The following is a 14,963-nucleotide window of genomic DNA, read 5'->3' as shown; positions in this document are numbered from 1 at the left end:
AGCAGGGGAAGTGGCCATCAGCGCGGCGGCAGCGGCGGCGGATTGCGCGGCGCACTGGCACGCTTGTCGGCTTGCGCGCCGAGCGCTTCCTTGGCCAGCTCGGCGATGCCGGCCAGCGAGCCGATCACGCCGGTGGTCTCGACCGGCAACAGCAGCATCTTCTGGTTGGGCGAATCGGCCATCGCCTTGAGCGCCTCGACATATTTGTTGGCGACGAAGTAATTGAGGGCGTTGACATCGCCATTGGCGATCGCCGCCGACACGACCTCGGTGGCCTTGGCTTCGGCCTCGGCCAAGCGCTCGCGCGCCTCGGCCTCGCGGTAGGCCGCTTCCTTCTGGCCTTCAGCGGCGAGGATCACCGACTGCTTCTCGCCGTCGGCCTTGAGAATCGCCGCCTGGCGCAGGCCTTCGGCTTCGAGGATGTTGGCGCGCTTCTCGCGCTCGGCCTTCATCTGCCGCGCCATCGAATCGACCAGGTCGCGCGGCGGCTGGATGTCCTTGAGCTCGATGCGCGTGACCTTGAGGCCCCAGGGATGGGTCGCCTCGTCCACCACCTTGAGCAGCGCGGCGTTGATCTGGTCGCGCTTGGACAGCGACTCGTCGAGATCGAGTCCGCCGAGCACGGTACGGATGTTGGTCATCACGAGGTTGATGACGGCGATCTCGAGCGCGGCGACCTCATAGGCCGCCTTGGCGGCGTCGAGCACCTGGTAGAACACCACGCCGTCGACACGCACCACCGCGTTGTCCTTGGTGATGACGTCCTGCGACGGCACCTCGAGCACCTGCTCCATCATGTTCATCTTGCGCCCAACCGTCTGCACGATCGGAATCAGCACGTGGAAGCCGGGCGTCAACGTATGGGTGTACTTGCCCCAGCGCTCGACCGTCCATTCGTAACCTTGCGGGACGATACGCACGAGCTTTGACAGCAGGATGATCGCGACGACGAACACGACCAGTGCAACGAATCCACTCACGGCTCTCTCCAATCGATGTGGCCCGCCGAGTATACGGCGGCATCGACCGTCAGGGCCGGCTCAGGCCGACGGCGACCGGGGCAGGATCAGGGTCGCGCACAGGCCGCCGCCGATGCGATTGACCAGCTGCACGCGGCCACCATGTGCCTCGGCGATCTCGCGCACGAGCGCCAGCCCCAATCCGGAACCGGCACGCTTGGTCGAATAGAACGGCAGCAGGGCGTTGGCGAGCACAGCCGCGCCCATGCCCGCGCCGCGATCGGCCACGGCCAGTCGCACGCCCTGCCCGGTCGACGTCACCTCGAGCTCGATGGCGCTGGATGCACCGCCCGCTTCGTGAGCGTTCTTGAGCAGGTTGATCAGGGCCTGTTCGACCTGGGTGCGATCGAACCAGCCAGGATCCGCCGGCAACTCGCCGCGCCGCACGAACGGATACTGGCGCGCCAGCGCATCGAGGAATGGGCCCCACGCCACCACTTCGTGCCGCGGCGAGGGCAGCCGCGCGAAGCGGGCATAACCCTGGATGAAACTCTCCAGGTGATGCGTGCGCTCGGCCACCGTGTCGAACACCATCGACAGCCGGGCGACGTCGCCGCGCTGCGCGAGCTCACGCCCGGAATGGGCCAGCGAGCGGATCGGTCCGAGCGAGTTGTTGAGCTCATGGCTGATGATTCGGATCGCCTTCTTCCAGGTCGCCACTTCCTGGCGCGCCAACTCGCGGGTCAGGCGCCGGATCTGGATCAGGCGATGCGGGCGGCCCTGCAGGCTGAACGCGCGCAGCGCCAGCTGGAAGGTCTCCTCTTCACCGTCGAGTTCGACGCTGAACAGGCCATCGCTGCCGCTGGCCAACGCCTGCGCCAATGGCGCCGGCGTGGCCGCCACGAGATCGTCGAAGGCCATGCCCTGGATGGCCTTGCCGGCATTGAGGAGGTGGCGCGCGGCGAGGTTGGCATAGATGACGTGGCCGCCCGGCTCGACCAGCACGAGCGCGGTCGGCGTGTTCTGCACCACCGTATCGAGCAGCAGCTCGCGCTGGAACAGGTGTTGGCGCTGCTCGCGCAGCACGCGACCGAGCTCGTTGTGCGCGGCGATGAGCTCGCCGACTTCGTCGCGACGGCGCGCCGCGATCGAAAAGCTGAAGTCGCCGTCGCGGAACGCGCTGACGCTGCCGCTGAGCGCCCGGATCAGCATCGCCACCGGCTGCGCCAGCGTGCGTGCCGCCAACAGCGCCGGCACGGCCAGCAACACCACCGCCACGCCGGCGGCCAACAACGGCGAGTCGAGCCAGCGCCACAACGCGGCGGTCAGTGCCGCCGCGCCGACGATCGCCGCCATCAGGGCGGCGGCGAGTTTTCCTTCGAGCGAGAACAGGCGCATGGCGTCGGCGTTGAGGGGGCAACAAGCGGGTCGGTGGCACGGCGGGCGTCGCCAGATGGCGCGACGCATGCTTTTACCATTCCCTATCCGCCATGCCCAATTCCGCTGCCTGGCCACCCGCGCGGCGCAGGCGCACGCGCTGCGCTATTCGGCATTGCCGATTCCCATTTTTTCCATGCGCCGATACAGCGCCTGTCGCGACAGGCCCAGCTCGCTGGCGGCCTGGCTGATGACGCCGCGCGCATTGCGCAGCGCCGTCTCGATCATCGCGCGGTCGGGCTCGGCGTCGGCGCCACTGCGCACGCCGGTGGCGCGCTGCGCAGCCAGTCCGAGATCGCGCGCGCCGATCACGCCGCCGCTGCACAACAGGGCAGCGCGCTGCAGGGCATTCTTGAGCTCACGCACGTTGCCGGGCCAGTTGTGCGCCTGCAGCGCCGCTCGCGCACCTTCATCGAGCACCGCGGCGCCATCGAGCAAGTGCTCGGCCAGCGGCAGGATGTCGTCGCCACGCTCGGCCAGTGGCGGCAGCCGCAACTCGATGACGTTGAGGCGGTAGTACAGGTCTTCGCGGAAGCGGCCGTCGCGGATCAGTGCCGGCAGGTCGGCATTGGTCGCACTGATCACGCGCACCTTGACCTGGCGCGTGCGGCTCGATCCGAGCCGCTCGAACTGGCCACTCTCCAGTACCCGCAACAGCTTGGCCTGCCCGGCCAGCGGCAGGTTGCCGATCTCGTCGAGGAACAGCGTGCCACCGTCGGCCAGTTCGAAGCGGCCCTCGCGGGCCTTGCTGGCTGCGCCGGTGTAGGCACCCGGCTCGGCACCGAACAACTCGGCCTCGATCAGCTCCGATGGCAAGGCACCGCAGTTGACGGTCACGAACGGACCGGACTTGACCGCGGAGTTGGCCTGCACGATCTCGGCAATGCGCTCCTTGCCGGCGCCGTTGGGGCCGGTGATCAATACCGGGATGTCGGCACGCGCCACCTGGCAGGCCAGCTCAACCACACGCAGCGTCGCGGTCGATGCAAACACCAGGCCGCGCAGGTCGTACCGCTCGGCCAGTGCCCGTTGGCGACGGCGCCGCTCGTCGCGCAGGCGGCCGACCTCGCGCGTGGCCTCGGACAGCTCGAGCAGGTTCTCGACCGAGGCCAGCAGCTTGTTGTCGTCCCAGGGCTTGGACAGGTAATCGGCAGCGCCGGCCTTGACGAGCTCGACGGCCGTTTCCAGATGGGTCCAGGCCGTGAGCAGGATGATCGGCAGATCGGCCTGGCTGGCGCGGATCGCGCGGAACAGCGCCACGCCCTCCTCGCCCGACGTGGTGTCGGCCGTGAAGTTCATGTCCTGCACGACGAGATCGACGTGCTCGCGCGCGAGCAGCGCCAGGCCTTCGTCGGGGCCGGCTGCGTGCAGCGTGCGGATCTCGCGCAGGCCGAACAGCAGTTCGAGCGCGGTGCCCACTGCCGGGTTGTCGTCAATCACCAGTACCGTGCGCATTCGGGTTCGGTGTCCTTGGGTTGGGCGCATGCTGGCATGGATGCAGGCCGGCAGCGAAGGGTTGTCCGGGAGTCGGTGACGGTCGCCACGCGCCGGTGTTGGCTTGGCCGGCGACCGCAGCCGGGCGTGGTGGCGGCGCGGTTCGCGCGCGCCTCGTGCGTGCGAGTGCCGTGGCGCCGGCACGCCGCATCACACCGACCTCGTGGCCAGGGCCGGCGGCACGCGCGAAGCGCGCAGCGCCGGGCCCAGCACGGCCAACTGGCCCAGCAGCCACAGGCAGGCGAAGCCGACCGGCACATAGTGCCAGGGCAGTCGCGGCGCCTGGTACTCGCGCATGAGCCACAGGCTCAATGCATAGGCGAGCACGCCGCCAACGACGAGGCCGAGTGTGGTGATGATGAAGTTCTCGGTGTGAAAGTAGCGCAGGATGTCCCAGCGCGTCGCACCCAGCGCACGCCGCGTGCCGATCTGGCGCGTGCGCTGTGCCACCCAGAAGCTGGCCATGCCGACGATGCCCAGGGCGGTGATCGCCAGCAGGGCGACGATCACGGCACCAAGGATGATCGCCATCGCGCGATCACCCGCGTATCCATCGGCGCGCACCTGTTCCATCGTCCGCACCCTGCCGATGATGCGGCTGGGATTGGCCTGGATCATGGCTTGCTCGACGCCCTGCATGACCTCGTCACGCCGTCCCGGCTCGGCCCGCACGAGATAGCGCGTGACGTTGCCATAGGGCAAGTAGGCCGGCATGAGGCTCGAATTGTCGATGAAATCCGCGTCGAGCCATGGTGTCTGCAAGTGATCGACGATGCCGATGATCGTGGTCGGCGGTCCCTCGTTGTCGTAGTAGACCTGCTTGCCGAGCGCGCCGCCTTGCGGAAACAGCCTGGCGGCGAGCGCACGGGTGATGATGACCGTGGTTGGCACGTTGCGGTCGTTCATGCTGCGGAAGCCGATTTCCTCGGGCCTGAAATCGCGCCCCTCGACCAATTTGAGGCCATAGCTCGACAGGCCATGCGCGTCGACCATGTACAGGGCGGTGTTGGCGGTCGAGGTGGCCTGCCTGGGCTGCAGGCTGACGCCGGTCGACCAACCGCTCTCGCTCATCGGCACCGAGATGATGCTGGTTGCATCGACCACGCCGGGCAGGCCGCGCAGCAGCTGCAGGTCGCCCTGCTGCACGCTCTTGACGTCGTAGCCTTGGCCAAACCCCGTGCTGTTGAACAGGAACGTGTCGGCCTCGTTCATGCCGCTCGGGCGCTGCATGCGTTCGAGTCGTTCGCTGACGATGAACAGCGCGTTGGACACGATCGCCAGAGTCAGCGCGACCTGCAAACCGATCAGGATCATCGATACCTTGCTGCGCAGCAGTGCGGAAAGGATGGGGCGGATTTCCATGGCTTTGGTCCGGGAAGGGTGATGGGTGTTGGGTGATCCGTTGTTCGCGATCCGATCCGGCGCTGTTCCGGATCACGAATCACGATGCGCGGATTTCACATCTTCAACTGCGCCGCAGGTTGCACGCGGCAGGCGCGCCAGGTCGGATACAGACCCGCCAGCACGGCCGCCGCCACCGACAGCGCGATCGTTGTCGCGACCATCGTCCAGTCGAGCGTGGCCACGCTCTTGTAGTCGGTGTACAAGGCGCGCACTGCCAGCAGGCCCAGACCAGTCAGGGCCAGGCCCAGCACGCCACCGCTGATGCCGATCACGCCCGACTCGATCAGAAACTGCTTGAACACCTCGCGCCGGCTGGCACCGAGCGCACGTCGCAAACCGATCTCGCCGGCCTTGCGCGTGAACTTGGCCAGCAGCAGGCCGATGGTGTTGACCAGACACACCAGGAGGAAGGCGAAACCGAGGCCGGTCTGCACCTGCACGTCGCTCGACACCACCTTCTGGTCGGCCATCCACTCATTGACGTCGAGCAGGCGATTGTTGAGCGGGCGCGGGAAGCGGCCGAGCTTCTTCTGCTCATTGACGTAGGCGTCGAGGAAGGCCCGATATTCGGCCAGGCGCGCTGGCGAGCGCAGTTCCACCCACATCTGGATCCACACGCAATCGGAGTCCAGGTACGCTTCCCAGCCGGCATTGGGCGCGCGCCAGCAGGAGTTGTTGCCGTTGGCACGCTGCTTGAGGTCGATGCCGGTCGTGAACGGCATGAACAGTTCCTCGGGCTCGTTGAATGCACCCACCGTGAGGTCGTAGTAGCGCGCGCGCAATTTCCAGTCATCGAGCACGCCCGTGACTGTGTAGTCGGTGCCATCCAGGCGCACGCGCCGGCCCACGCTGTCCTCGCCACCGAACAGCTTTTCGTTGATCTCCTTGCTGAGCACCAGCACGCGCGCATGCGCCTGGTCCTGCTCATGGTCCCAGCCACGGCCGTATTTGAAGGGCGGCTCGAACATCGTGAAGAAGTCGGCGTAGGTCACCCGCACCAACGACTGGAACGGCTTGATCTCCGGGTTGTCGGGCTGCACCGGCAGCGCGAGCTTGAACATCGCGGTCTGGCGATCGGCCTTGCCGGCCGCCATCAGCGCGGTGGCATCGCGATAGGTCACCTGGTCGGGCGGGCGACCGTCCGGACGGTAAGGCTCGTCCGGGCTCCAGTTGTCGAGCTGCACGTAGTGCAGGATGCTGCTCTTGGACGGGATCGGGTCGCTCCCCATCATGTGCATGACGGTCAGCGTGGTCATGCTGGCGGCGATGCCGAGCGCGATGCCGACGACCATCAGCACGGTGAGCACCGGGTTGCGCCTGAGGCTGCGCAGGCCGAGTTGAAGGTAGTAGGAAAACATGGGTACTCCTGCTTGCCTTGTCCGCGCGGGAGAAGGTGGCGCGGCGGCGCCGAATGAGGGAAAGACCTTGCACACGTCAACCGATCGCTGCTCGAAGGCGCTTCCCTCGTCCGTCCTTCGGCCATCTCCTCCCGCAGGGAGAACGAAACACTCAAGCCATTGCGCGTGAGGCGTCGCCGTCGCGCACACTGCGGACCAACATCGGTTCGCTGTCGAAATCCGTCACCTGGCCATCGATGACATGCACGTTGCGGTGCGCGCGCGCGGCCAGTTCGGGATCGTGGGTGACCATCACGATGGTGGTGCCCTGGCGGTTGATCTCCTCGAGCAGCTCCATCACGCCGCGCGCCATCAGCGAGTCGAGGTTGCCGGTCGGCTCATCGGCCAGCAGCAGGCGCGGCGAGCCGGCCAGTGCCCGCGCGATCGCGACGCGCTGCTGCTGGCCACCGGACAGTTCCGACGGGTAGTGCTTCATGCGCGAGGCCAGACCCACCCGCGCGAGGGCTTCCTCGATGCGACGCTTGCGCTCGCCGGCAGCGATGCGCCGATAGCGCAACGGTACGTCGACGTTGTCGAACAGATTGAGGTCGGGGATCAGGTTGAAGCTCTGGAAGATGAAGCCGATCTTCTCGTTGCGCAACCGCGAGCGCGCGCTGTCGCCGAGGCCGCGCACATCCACGCCATCGAGCTGGTACTGGCCCGCAGTGAACTCCTCGAGCAGGCCGCAGATGTTGAGGAAGGTCGTCTTGCCCGAGCCCGACGGTCCGGTCACGGCGACGAATTCACCCTCCTCGACGCGGATCGAGAAGTCGCGCAGCGCATAGGTCTCGATGAGATGCGTGCGGTACACCTTCTGCAGATGGGTCATGGTGAGCATGGCGGGAACCTTTTGTTGGACTGGGCTGGACTGGACTGGGAGCGGGATTGGGCAACGGAAATCATGGTGCGGACTCGGGACGCGGGCCGCCGCCAACGCTTCGGCGACCGGCGCGCGGAACGGCGGCGGCGCGCGGCGCCGTCAATCGAGCGCCACACGCTGCGCCCCCTTGAACTCGTCGGTGCCGGAAATCACGATGCGGTCGCCCTCCTTGAGGCCGCTGACGATTTCCACCGCGTTGAGGCTGGTGGCACCGACCTGGATCGCGGTGCGTTCGGCGGTGCCATTGCGCACCACGTAGGCGACGCGACCCGCACCACTGTCGACGAACGGGCCGCGTTCGACGATGAGCACGCCATGATGCTCGTCCATGAGGATGCGCGTGGTGAGCTGCTGGTTCTGGCGCAGACCCGCCGGCTTGTCGGCGCCGAAGCGCACGCGGCCGGTAACCTGTCCGTCGACCACCTCGGGCGAAATCGAGCGGACTTCGCCCGCGTACTTGCGGCCGCCCTCGTCGATCTGCGCGGCCATGCCGGCGCTGAGGTCGTGGGCGAAGACTTCGGGCACCTTGACCTCGATCTCGAGCGCGCTGAGATCGACCACGGTCAGGATCGGCGCGTTCTCGACCACGCTCGCGCGCTGCTGCGCGATCAACTGGCCAACCTGGCCATCCACCGGCGAGCGCAACTTGAGCTCGTCGACCTGGCGCACCAGGTCGTCGACCAGCAAGCGCTGGCGCTCGTGGGCGACGCGGCGCGTCTTGAGCTCGAAGGCGAGACTGTCGCGATCCAGGCCCACGTTGTGGCGCGCATTGAGCTCGGCCAGTCGCGCCTTGGCCAGCGCATCCTTGGCCCGCAACACCGTCATCTCGGCCTGCGCGCCCATCTCGAATGCCTTGCGATTGCGCTCGACTTCGCGCTCGGCGGTCTCGCGATCGATCGTCGCCTGCTCATAGGCCATCTGCGAGGCCGCCTGTGCCTTGCGGTTGTCGATGGTGGCGCGCTCGACCTCCAGCGCGAGGCTGTCGAGCGTGGCCTGCTCCTGACGCAGTTTGCTGGTCAATTCGGGCGAATCGATCTCGGCCAGCACCTGACCCTTGGTGACGCGGTCGCCCGCGTTGACGTCGAGCGTCACGGTGCCTGCACTGCGTGCGTACAGCGTCGGGCTGACCGCGGCGACAACCCTGCCCTGCACCGACACGTCGCGCACGAGATCGCCACGCCGCACCTCGGCGAAGCGCAGGCGCGCGCTGCGCGCCGATGAGTCGACCGAGAGCAGGCGGCCCACGGTGGGCGCCACCATGACCAGCGCGACCGCCACCGCCAGCAACGCGCCGATGCCGACCGCGAGCCGCTTGCGGTTCTTCACCGGAGCGATGCGGCGGTCCTGGGCAGAGGTATCACGGATCATTGAGGTGGCTTCCCGATGGCTTGCTGAGATATCTCCAGCAAGCACCGTGCCAACCTGCATGTGACTGATTACGTTGTATTTGTCAGCGCCGTCCGAGGTGCGGACGCTGTCCGTCCGGCGCCCGCGGACGCGCCGCGGACGCCACCGGCGCGATCACGATTCCAATGCCTGCCAGCGCGCGTAGGCTGCATCGAGCGCAGCCTGCGCGGCGGCCAGTTCGTCGTTGGCAGCGACGATCGCGGCGCTGTCGCGGGCATAGAACGACGGCTCCTGCATCGCCGCGCTCAGTTGCGCGATGCGCGCTTCCAGCGCCTCGATCCGTTGCGGCAGCTCGGCCAGTTCACGCGACTCGCGGTAACCGAGCTTGCGCCGAACCGGTGCCGCCGCCACCGCGGTCGCGATCGCTGCGGGCGGAACGCCGCCGCTGGTGGCCGCCGTCGCCGCGGGCGATGGTGGCGGCGTGTGCGGCGCAGCAGGTCGTTGCCGCAACCAGTCGCTGTAGCCACCGACGTACTCACCGATGCGGCCGCCGCCTTCGAGCACGAAGGTGCCGGTCACCACGTTGTCGAGAAATTGCCGGTCGTGCGACACCAGCAGCAGCGTGCCGGGGTAGTCGGCCAGCAATTCCTCGAGCAGTTCCAGCGTCTCCACGTCGAGATCGTTGGTCGGCTCGTCCATGACCAGCAGGTTCGACGGCCTGGCGAACAGCTTGGCCAGCAGCAACCGGTTGCGCTCGCCGCCCGACAGCGCCGTGATCGGCGCGCGGGCGCGATCGGGTGCGAACAGGAAATCCTGCAGGTAGCCCAGCGCGTGCTTGCGCACGCCCCCGATCTCGATGTACTCGCGGCCCTCGGCCACGTTGTCGAGCGCGCTCTGGTCCTCGCGCAGGCTCGCGCGATGCTGGTCGAAATAGGCGATCTGCAGGTTGGTGCCGAGCGTGATCGTGCCCGCCTGGGGCACGAGTTCGCCCAGCAGCAGGCGCAGCAGCGTGGTCTTGCCCGAACCGTTGGGGCCGATCAGGCCGATGCGATCACCACGCTGGATGACGGTGGAGAAATCGCGCGCAATGACGCGCTCGCCATGGGCGAAGCTCACGCCCTTGGCCTCGACCACGCGACGGCCCGAGGCTGCGGTCTCGCCGAGCTGCAGGCGCGCCCGCCCGCCGAGCTCACGTCGCTGCGCCCGTTCGCGCCGCATCGCCTCGAGCGCCCGCACGCGCCCTTCGTTGCGGGTGCGCCGCGCCTTGATGCCTTGGCGGATCCACACCTCTTCCTGGGCGAGCTTCCTGTCGAACAAGGCATTGGCCTGCGCTTCGGCATGCAGGCGTTCCTCGCGCCGGCGCAGGTAGTTGGCATAGTCGCCAGGCCAACTGGTGACGCGGCCGCGATCGATCTCGACGATGCGCGTGGCCAGCGCGCGCAGGAAGCGCCGGTCGTGGGTCACGAACACCACACTGCCGCCGAACCCCAGCAGCAGCCGCTCGAGCCAGTCGATCGCCTCGATGTCGAGATGGTTGGTCGGCTCATCCAGCAGCAACACGTCGGGCGCCAGCACCAGCGCGCGCGCCAGCAGCACGCGTCGCTTCATGCCACCCGACAAGGCGGCGAATTGGGCGTCGGCCGGCAGTTCGAGCCGCGCCAGCACGCTCTCCACGCGCCGCTCCAGATCCCAACCCTGCGCGGCCTCGATGCGCTCCTGCACGCGCGCCAGCGCCTGCGCATCGCCGCCCGCGGCGAGATCGTGGCTGAGCTGGTGGTACTGCGCCAGCAGCGTGCCCAGCTCACCGAGCGCCGCAGCCACCACGTCGAATACCGAACCGGTCACATCGTGCGGCACTTCCTGGGCGAGCCGCGCCACGCGCACCCCACCCTGTACGCGCACCTCGCCGTCGTCGGGGCGCAGCTCGCCGGCGATGAGACGCAGCAGCGTCGACTTGCCGGCGCCATTGCGGCCCACGATGCAGACGCGCTCATTGGCCTCGATCGCCAGATCGACCTTGTCGAGCAGGAGCGGGCCGCCGACCGAATAGTCCAGCGCGACGAGATTGACCAGGGACATGCGGGCGCAACGAGTGGCAGGAGCGCGATTCTAGCTTGCGTGGCGCAGCCAGGCTCAGGCCGCGTGCGCCTGCGCGCCGGCCGCGCGTCGCGCCGCGATCGCCGCCTCGACCACCGGCCAGCCCGCCGCTGCTTGATGCGCCTGTTCGCTGAGCACGCGGCGGAATGCGCGCGCGCCGGGCAGCCCCTGGTACAGGCCCAGGATGTGCCGCGTGATGTGCTGCAGGCGCCCGCCCTGCGCCAGATGCGTCTCGACATGGGGGCGCAGGCGCAGCAGCAGTTCGTCGCGGTCGGGCAAGGCCACGCCGAACAGCGCGTGCTCGAGCTCGGCCAGCCGGTACGGTTCGTGGTAGGCGGTGCGGCCGAGCATCACGCCATCGACATGGCGCAAGTGCCCGTTCACCTCGTCGAGCGTGGTGATGCCGCCATTGATGACGATGTGGAGCTGCGGATGCTCGCGCTTGAGTCGATACACGCGCTCGTAGTTGAGCGGCGGCACCTCGCGGTTCTCCTTCGGCGACAGGCCCGCGAGCCAGGCCTTGCGCGCATGCACGATGAAACGCGTGCACCCGGCGCCGGCAACGCGCTCGACGAACGCCGCCAGCGCCGCATCCTCGTCCTGCTCATCGACGCCGATGCGGCACTTGACCGTGACCTCGGCGGCAAGGTCCGCAACCGCGGCCCGCATCGCCACCACGCAGTCGGCGACCAGATCCGGCTCGCGCATCAGGCAGGCGCCAAAGCGACCCGACTGCACGCGATCGGAGGGACAACCGACGTTGAGATTGATCTCGGCATACCCCTGCGCCGCGCCGATCCGCGCGGCCTGCGCCAGTTGCTGCGGCGCGCTGCCGCCAAGCTGCAGCGCGACCGGCTGTTCGGCCGCATCGAATCCGAGCAGGTGCTCGCGGTCGCCATGCAATACCGCCGGCGCAGTGACCATTTCGGTATAGAGCAGCGCATGCGGCGCCAGCAAGCGATGGAAGTAGCGGCAATGACGGTCGGTCCAGTCCATCATCGGCGCGACGGACAGGCGCACGGATGCCTCGTAACGCGATGTTTCGCGCAACTCCAATGCCTTACCCCTGTTTTCGTGCGGATCGGTTGCGCTCATGATCGGTCAGTTTTGCGAGTCTTCGGGCGTCCGCTGCTCCGCTTGATGCCACGAAAGCGGCCATGTCGCATCGGCCACAGTGGAGCCATCGTCCGTCGTCGCCGCAAACACGGACCGCTAGGGTACACGGCCCGGATCCACATCCACCGACAGGGCCAGTGCATCCACTCCAGCTGAGGGACCTTCGATCGCCGCCAGCTGGCCACTGAACGGATGCGCCGCCGCGATGCCGTGCCGCATCGGCAGCGTGCCCGCGGCGAGCCGATGGGGAAAGGCTCAACGCGGGTACCCATCGTCACCAAGGCCGATGGCGGGAAGCGTGCGGATTGACGGCACGGAAACAGACCATGCAACAGGTGATCAAAGCCGGTCTGTCTCGGCAAGATCCAGAAACGGCCCCGAAAGCACCGCAGGCATCGCACACGTCTGCGGACGCATCAGCCACCGCCGCATGGACAAGACGCATGATCCAGACGCAGATCAAACCGAACAACGATCCCAGCATCGCCATCGTCAACAGGATCATCGACAGGCAACTTCCCCGAGAGGATTGAAGCAACCAGCGCCCCATCTTCCGGCGTCAAGCTTTCCTGCGACTCGTGAAGCATGGTGATGCGCGCAAGTGAAGCCTCGATGCGAGCCTCATCAGGACTGCATCTGCGAGGCCGATGGGCCTCCGCGTTCATGGCGGGTAGCGGACTTCTCGGCCACCTTCGGTTACCAAAGCCCAATAGGTCCCGTGGTTAAATACATGACCCCATTTCCAAGGAGTCGTTGCATGCGTGTGCGTACCCTGTCGCTGGCTTGTCTCGTCGTGCTGGTATCGGCCTGCGGACAGCAATCGCCCTCACCGGAACCCAGCCAGCCGCAGGCGGCGGCCAGCGCAGCGCCTGTGGCCGCTGGTCCCGCGGAAGATGAAGCCGGCAACACGGCGACCGCTGGCGTCGAGTTCCCGGTGATCCCACCCATCATGGTGCCGAGCATCACTGGCAGCGGCCCCGCGCAGCGCCAGCTGGAAGCGTCCATGCACGCCCTGATCAAGCCGGTGGCCGGCATCAGCGTTCGTCCGGCCAATTGCGCCACCGATGGCGCACTGGTCAACGAGAGCGGCTTCACCAACGTCGATGCCGCAGGCAACCTGCAACGGGTCGGCGAGCAGGGCGTGTTCAACATTGCTGCCGATGGCAGCGGGCTGGCCGTCACCGGCGACGATGTGGTGCAGGTCAATGCCGATGGCAGCGGCCATATCGTCAATGGCGCCGGCACGTTCGAGGTGCGCAGCGACGGGTCGGGCAGCTACGTCGGCGAATTCGGCAACATCGAGCTGGACGGCAAGGGCGGCGGCACCTGGGTCGGGGATTTCGGTTCGATCGAGAACCGCGGCGATGGTTCCGGCCATTGGGTGGGTGAATACGGTGAAGTCGACGTGCGTGCCGACGGCTCCGGGCGCTGGGTGGGCGGGCCCGATGGCATCGTCGAGAACCGTGGCAACGGCACCGGCACCGTCGGCGCACCGGCGCGCGAGGTGCGCATGGCGCCGCTGCCACCGTTGCCGCCCGCCGGGCGCTTCCCGCCGTTGGACAAGTTCAGGCCCTCCGGCGCACCGTGCGGTTTCGTCGTCACCCTCAATGACAAGGTGTTGTTCGATTTCGACAAGGCCGAGATCCGCAGCGATGCCGGAGCGGTGCTGGACGCGCTGGCCGGCGCGCTTGAAAAACTGCCCACAGCGGCAATGGAAGTCCGTGGTCATACCGATGCCAAGGGCAGCGACGACTACAACCAGGGCCTGTCCGAACGGCGCGCGCAGGCGGTGCTGGCGGCGTTGCGGCAGCGTGGCGTGGCGAGCGACGCCAAGGCGCGGGGCTTTGGCGAAACCCAACCGGTGGCACCCAACGAGATTGGCGGCAAGGACAACCCCGGCGGTCGCCAGCTCAACCGTCGGGTGGAAATCTTCGTGCGGACCTGAGTTCGGTCGCCCCATGCCGCCTGAGCCCTCTGCCTTCCCCGGCACGGCGCATGGATTGGCTTGCACGGGCGCGAGGATTGGGCAACGGTCATGGCGGCGGACGCTTGCCGGTTCGGGCAAGCGTCCACTGTCGCCGCTGCCGCCACGCGGCGCGAGCCGGCGCCACGACCCCACTGCCCGTCGCCCACGCGGCCACCGTCGCCGCGCCTGCCCGTGTCAGCGGGCGCTTGGCGCGGCCCGTACGCGGGTGCGAAGTCAAGCGCTTGAATCGCACCGTGCCAACGGCTAGTGTCGGTGTCCACTTGTCTATCGTGCTGGACGGCGCCCGGGTGCGCCGCTTTTTGCATTGGAGCGCAGCATGTCACACCAGGCGTCCCCCGCAATCACCATGAGCAGCCGCGATTTCGATCGCCTCGATGCGCTGCTCGACATGCCGCAGTGGCAACACAATGCGACGGCGCAGGCGCTGCGCCAGGAACTGGACCGTGCCAATGTGGTGGCGCCGGAGAAGATTCCGGCCAACCTGGTCACGATGAATTCGACCGTGACCTGCGTCGAGGAGATCGGCCACAAGGAACACGTGCTGACGCTGTGCTACCCCGCCGAGGCCGACGCGGCCAAGGGCCGGGTGTCGGTGCTCGCACCGGTCGGCGCGGCCCTGCTCGGACTCACGCTCGGCCAGACCATCGACTGGACCACGCCCGATGGCCACCGGCTGCGCCTGCGCGTGACCGCAATCACCTTCCAGCCCGAAGCCGCCGGCCAATTCCACCGTTGACGCCGGCGCCAGGCCGGCACCGCGCGACCGGCCGGCAACCACCGCAGCGGAAGCACGTGACCAACGCGCGTGGCCGTCACGGCCAACGCGGCACGGACATCGACGTGGA

At 67.7% G+C, this 14,963-nt stretch carries 12 protein-coding genes; 3 read left to right on the top strand and 9 right to left on the bottom strand.

The features are described from left to right. Window positions 1-17: 17 nt before the first annotated feature. The 9 genes from KF903_RS08245 to dusA form a co-directional block, all read right to left on the bottom strand. Window positions 18-980 (bottom strand): SPFH domain-containing protein, encoded by a 963-nt coding sequence (locus KF903_RS08245; RefSeq protein WP_291213524.1) that lies wholly within the window; start codon window positions 978-980, stop codon window positions 18-20. A 60-nt stretch (window positions 981-1,040) separates the two neighbouring features. Further along, entirely contained in the window at window positions 1,041-2,357 is a 1,317-nt protein-coding gene (locus KF903_RS08240) for an ATP-binding protein (protein WP_291213522.1), read from the bottom strand. 144 nt (window positions 2,358-2,501) lie between these two features. Next, window positions 2,502-3,851 (bottom strand): sigma-54 dependent transcriptional regulator, encoded by a 1,350-nt coding sequence (locus KF903_RS08235; RefSeq protein ID WP_291213520.1) that lies wholly within the window; start codon window positions 3,849-3,851, stop codon window positions 2,502-2,504. A 189-nt stretch (window positions 3,852-4,040) separates the two neighbouring features. Continuing rightward, window positions 4,041-5,252, bottom strand: coding sequence for an FtsX-like permease family protein (locus tag KF903_RS08230; protein ID WP_291213518.1), 1,212 nt, complete (start codon window positions 5,250-5,252; stop codon window positions 4,041-4,043). A 95-nt stretch (window positions 5,253-5,347) separates the two neighbouring features. After that, window positions 5,348-6,652: an ABC transporter permease gene (locus tag KF903_RS08225; RefSeq protein ID WP_291213516.1), complete on the bottom strand. Its 1,305-nt coding sequence runs from the start codon at window positions 6,650-6,652 to the stop codon at window positions 5,348-5,350. Window positions 6,653-6,803: 151 nt separating this feature from the next. Beyond that, entirely contained in the window at window positions 6,804-7,529 is a 726-nt protein-coding gene (locus KF903_RS08220; protein ID WP_291213514.1) for an ABC transporter ATP-binding protein, read from the bottom strand. Between the two features lie 141 nt (window positions 7,530-7,670). Continuing rightward, window positions 7,671-8,939 carry an HlyD family efflux transporter periplasmic adaptor subunit gene (locus KF903_RS08215; RefSeq protein WP_291213512.1) on the bottom strand — a complete coding sequence of 423 codons (1,269 nt, stop codon included), beginning with the start codon at window positions 8,937-8,939 and terminating at the stop codon, window positions 7,671-7,673. A 153-nt stretch (window positions 8,940-9,092) separates the two neighbouring features. Further along, window positions 9,093-10,997 (bottom strand): ATP-binding cassette domain-containing protein, encoded by a 1,905-nt coding sequence (locus tag KF903_RS08210; RefSeq protein WP_291213510.1) that lies wholly within the window; start codon window positions 10,995-10,997, stop codon window positions 9,093-9,095. Window positions 10,998-11,051: 54 nt separating this feature from the next. Beyond that, a complete protein-coding gene (gene dusA / locus KF903_RS08205; protein WP_291213508.1) occupies window positions 11,052-12,110 on the bottom strand; it encodes a tRNA dihydrouridine(20/20a) synthase DusA in 1,059 nt (352 codons plus the stop codon). Window positions 12,111-12,457: 347 nt separating this feature from the next. Here dusA and KF903_RS08200 point away from each other — a divergent pair, with 347 nt between their 5' ends. The 3 genes from KF903_RS08200 to rnk all read left to right on the top strand — a co-directional run bounded on the left by KF903_RS08200 (window position 12,458) and on the right by rnk (window position 14,854). Then, window positions 12,458-12,664 carry a hypothetical protein gene (locus tag KF903_RS08200; RefSeq protein WP_291213506.1) on the top strand — a complete coding sequence of 69 codons (207 nt, stop codon included), beginning with the start codon at window positions 12,458-12,460 and terminating at the stop codon, window positions 12,662-12,664. Window positions 12,665-12,888: 224 nt separating this feature from the next. Further along, complete coding sequence (locus tag KF903_RS08195; protein WP_291213504.1) at window positions 12,889-14,076, top strand: OmpA family protein; 1,188 nt, start codon at window positions 12,889-12,891, stop codon at window positions 14,074-14,076. Between the two features lie 358 nt (window positions 14,077-14,434). Beyond that, on the top strand, window positions 14,435-14,854 hold the full coding sequence (rnk, locus tag KF903_RS08190) for a nucleoside diphosphate kinase regulator (protein WP_291213502.1): 420 nt from the start codon (window positions 14,435-14,437) through the stop codon (window positions 14,852-14,854). The last annotated feature ends 109 nt before the right edge of the window (window positions 14,855-14,963 follow it).

The organism is Dokdonella sp. (genome assembly GCF_019634845.1).
Classification (GTDB): Bacteria; Pseudomonadota; Gammaproteobacteria; order Xanthomonadales; family Rhodanobacteraceae; genus Dokdonella_A.
Note: the sequence above shows the minus strand (reverse complement) of the source record. Positions and strands in the feature narration are given on the sequence as shown.

Bases quoted from the DNA above. Each gene is read 5' to 3' on its own strand.
- rnk (WP_291213502.1), top strand. From the start codon at position 14,435: ATGTCACACCAGGCGTCCCCCGCAATCACCATGAGCAGCCGCGATTTC.
- KF903_RS08225 (WP_291213516.1), bottom strand. From the start codon at position 6,652: ATGTTTTCCTACTACCTTCAACTCGGCCTGCGCAGCCTCAGGCGCAAC.
- KF903_RS08215 (WP_291213512.1), bottom strand. From the start codon at position 8,939: ATGATCCGTGATACCTCTGCCCAGGACCGCCGCATCGCTCCGGTGAAG.
- KF903_RS08195 (WP_291213504.1), top strand. From the start codon at position 12,889: ATGCGTGTGCGTACCCTGTCGCTGGCTTGTCTCGTCGTGCTGGTATCG.
- KF903_RS08240 (WP_291213522.1), bottom strand. From the start codon at position 2,357: ATGCGCCTGTTCTCGCTCGAAGGAAAACTCGCCGCCGCCCTGATGGCG.
- KF903_RS08210 (WP_291213510.1), bottom strand. From the start codon at position 10,997: ATGTCCCTGGTCAATCTCGTCGCGCTGGACTATTCGGTCGGCGGCCCG.
- KF903_RS08230 (WP_291213518.1), bottom strand. From the start codon at position 5,252: ATGGAAATCCGCCCCATCCTTTCCGCACTGCTGCGCAGCAAGGTATCG.
- KF903_RS08200 (WP_291213506.1), top strand. From the start codon at position 12,458: ATGCAACAGGTGATCAAAGCCGGTCTGTCTCGGCAAGATCCAGAAACG.
- KF903_RS08220 (WP_291213514.1), bottom strand. From the start codon at position 7,529: ATGCTCACCATGACCCATCTGCAGAAGGTGTACCGCACGCATCTCATC.
- dusA (WP_291213508.1), bottom strand. From the start codon at position 12,110: ATGAGCGCAACCGATCCGCACGAAAACAGGGGTAAGGCATTGGAGTTG.
- KF903_RS08235 (WP_291213520.1), bottom strand. From the start codon at position 3,851: ATGCGCACGGTACTGGTGATTGACGACAACCCGGCAGTGGGCACCGCG.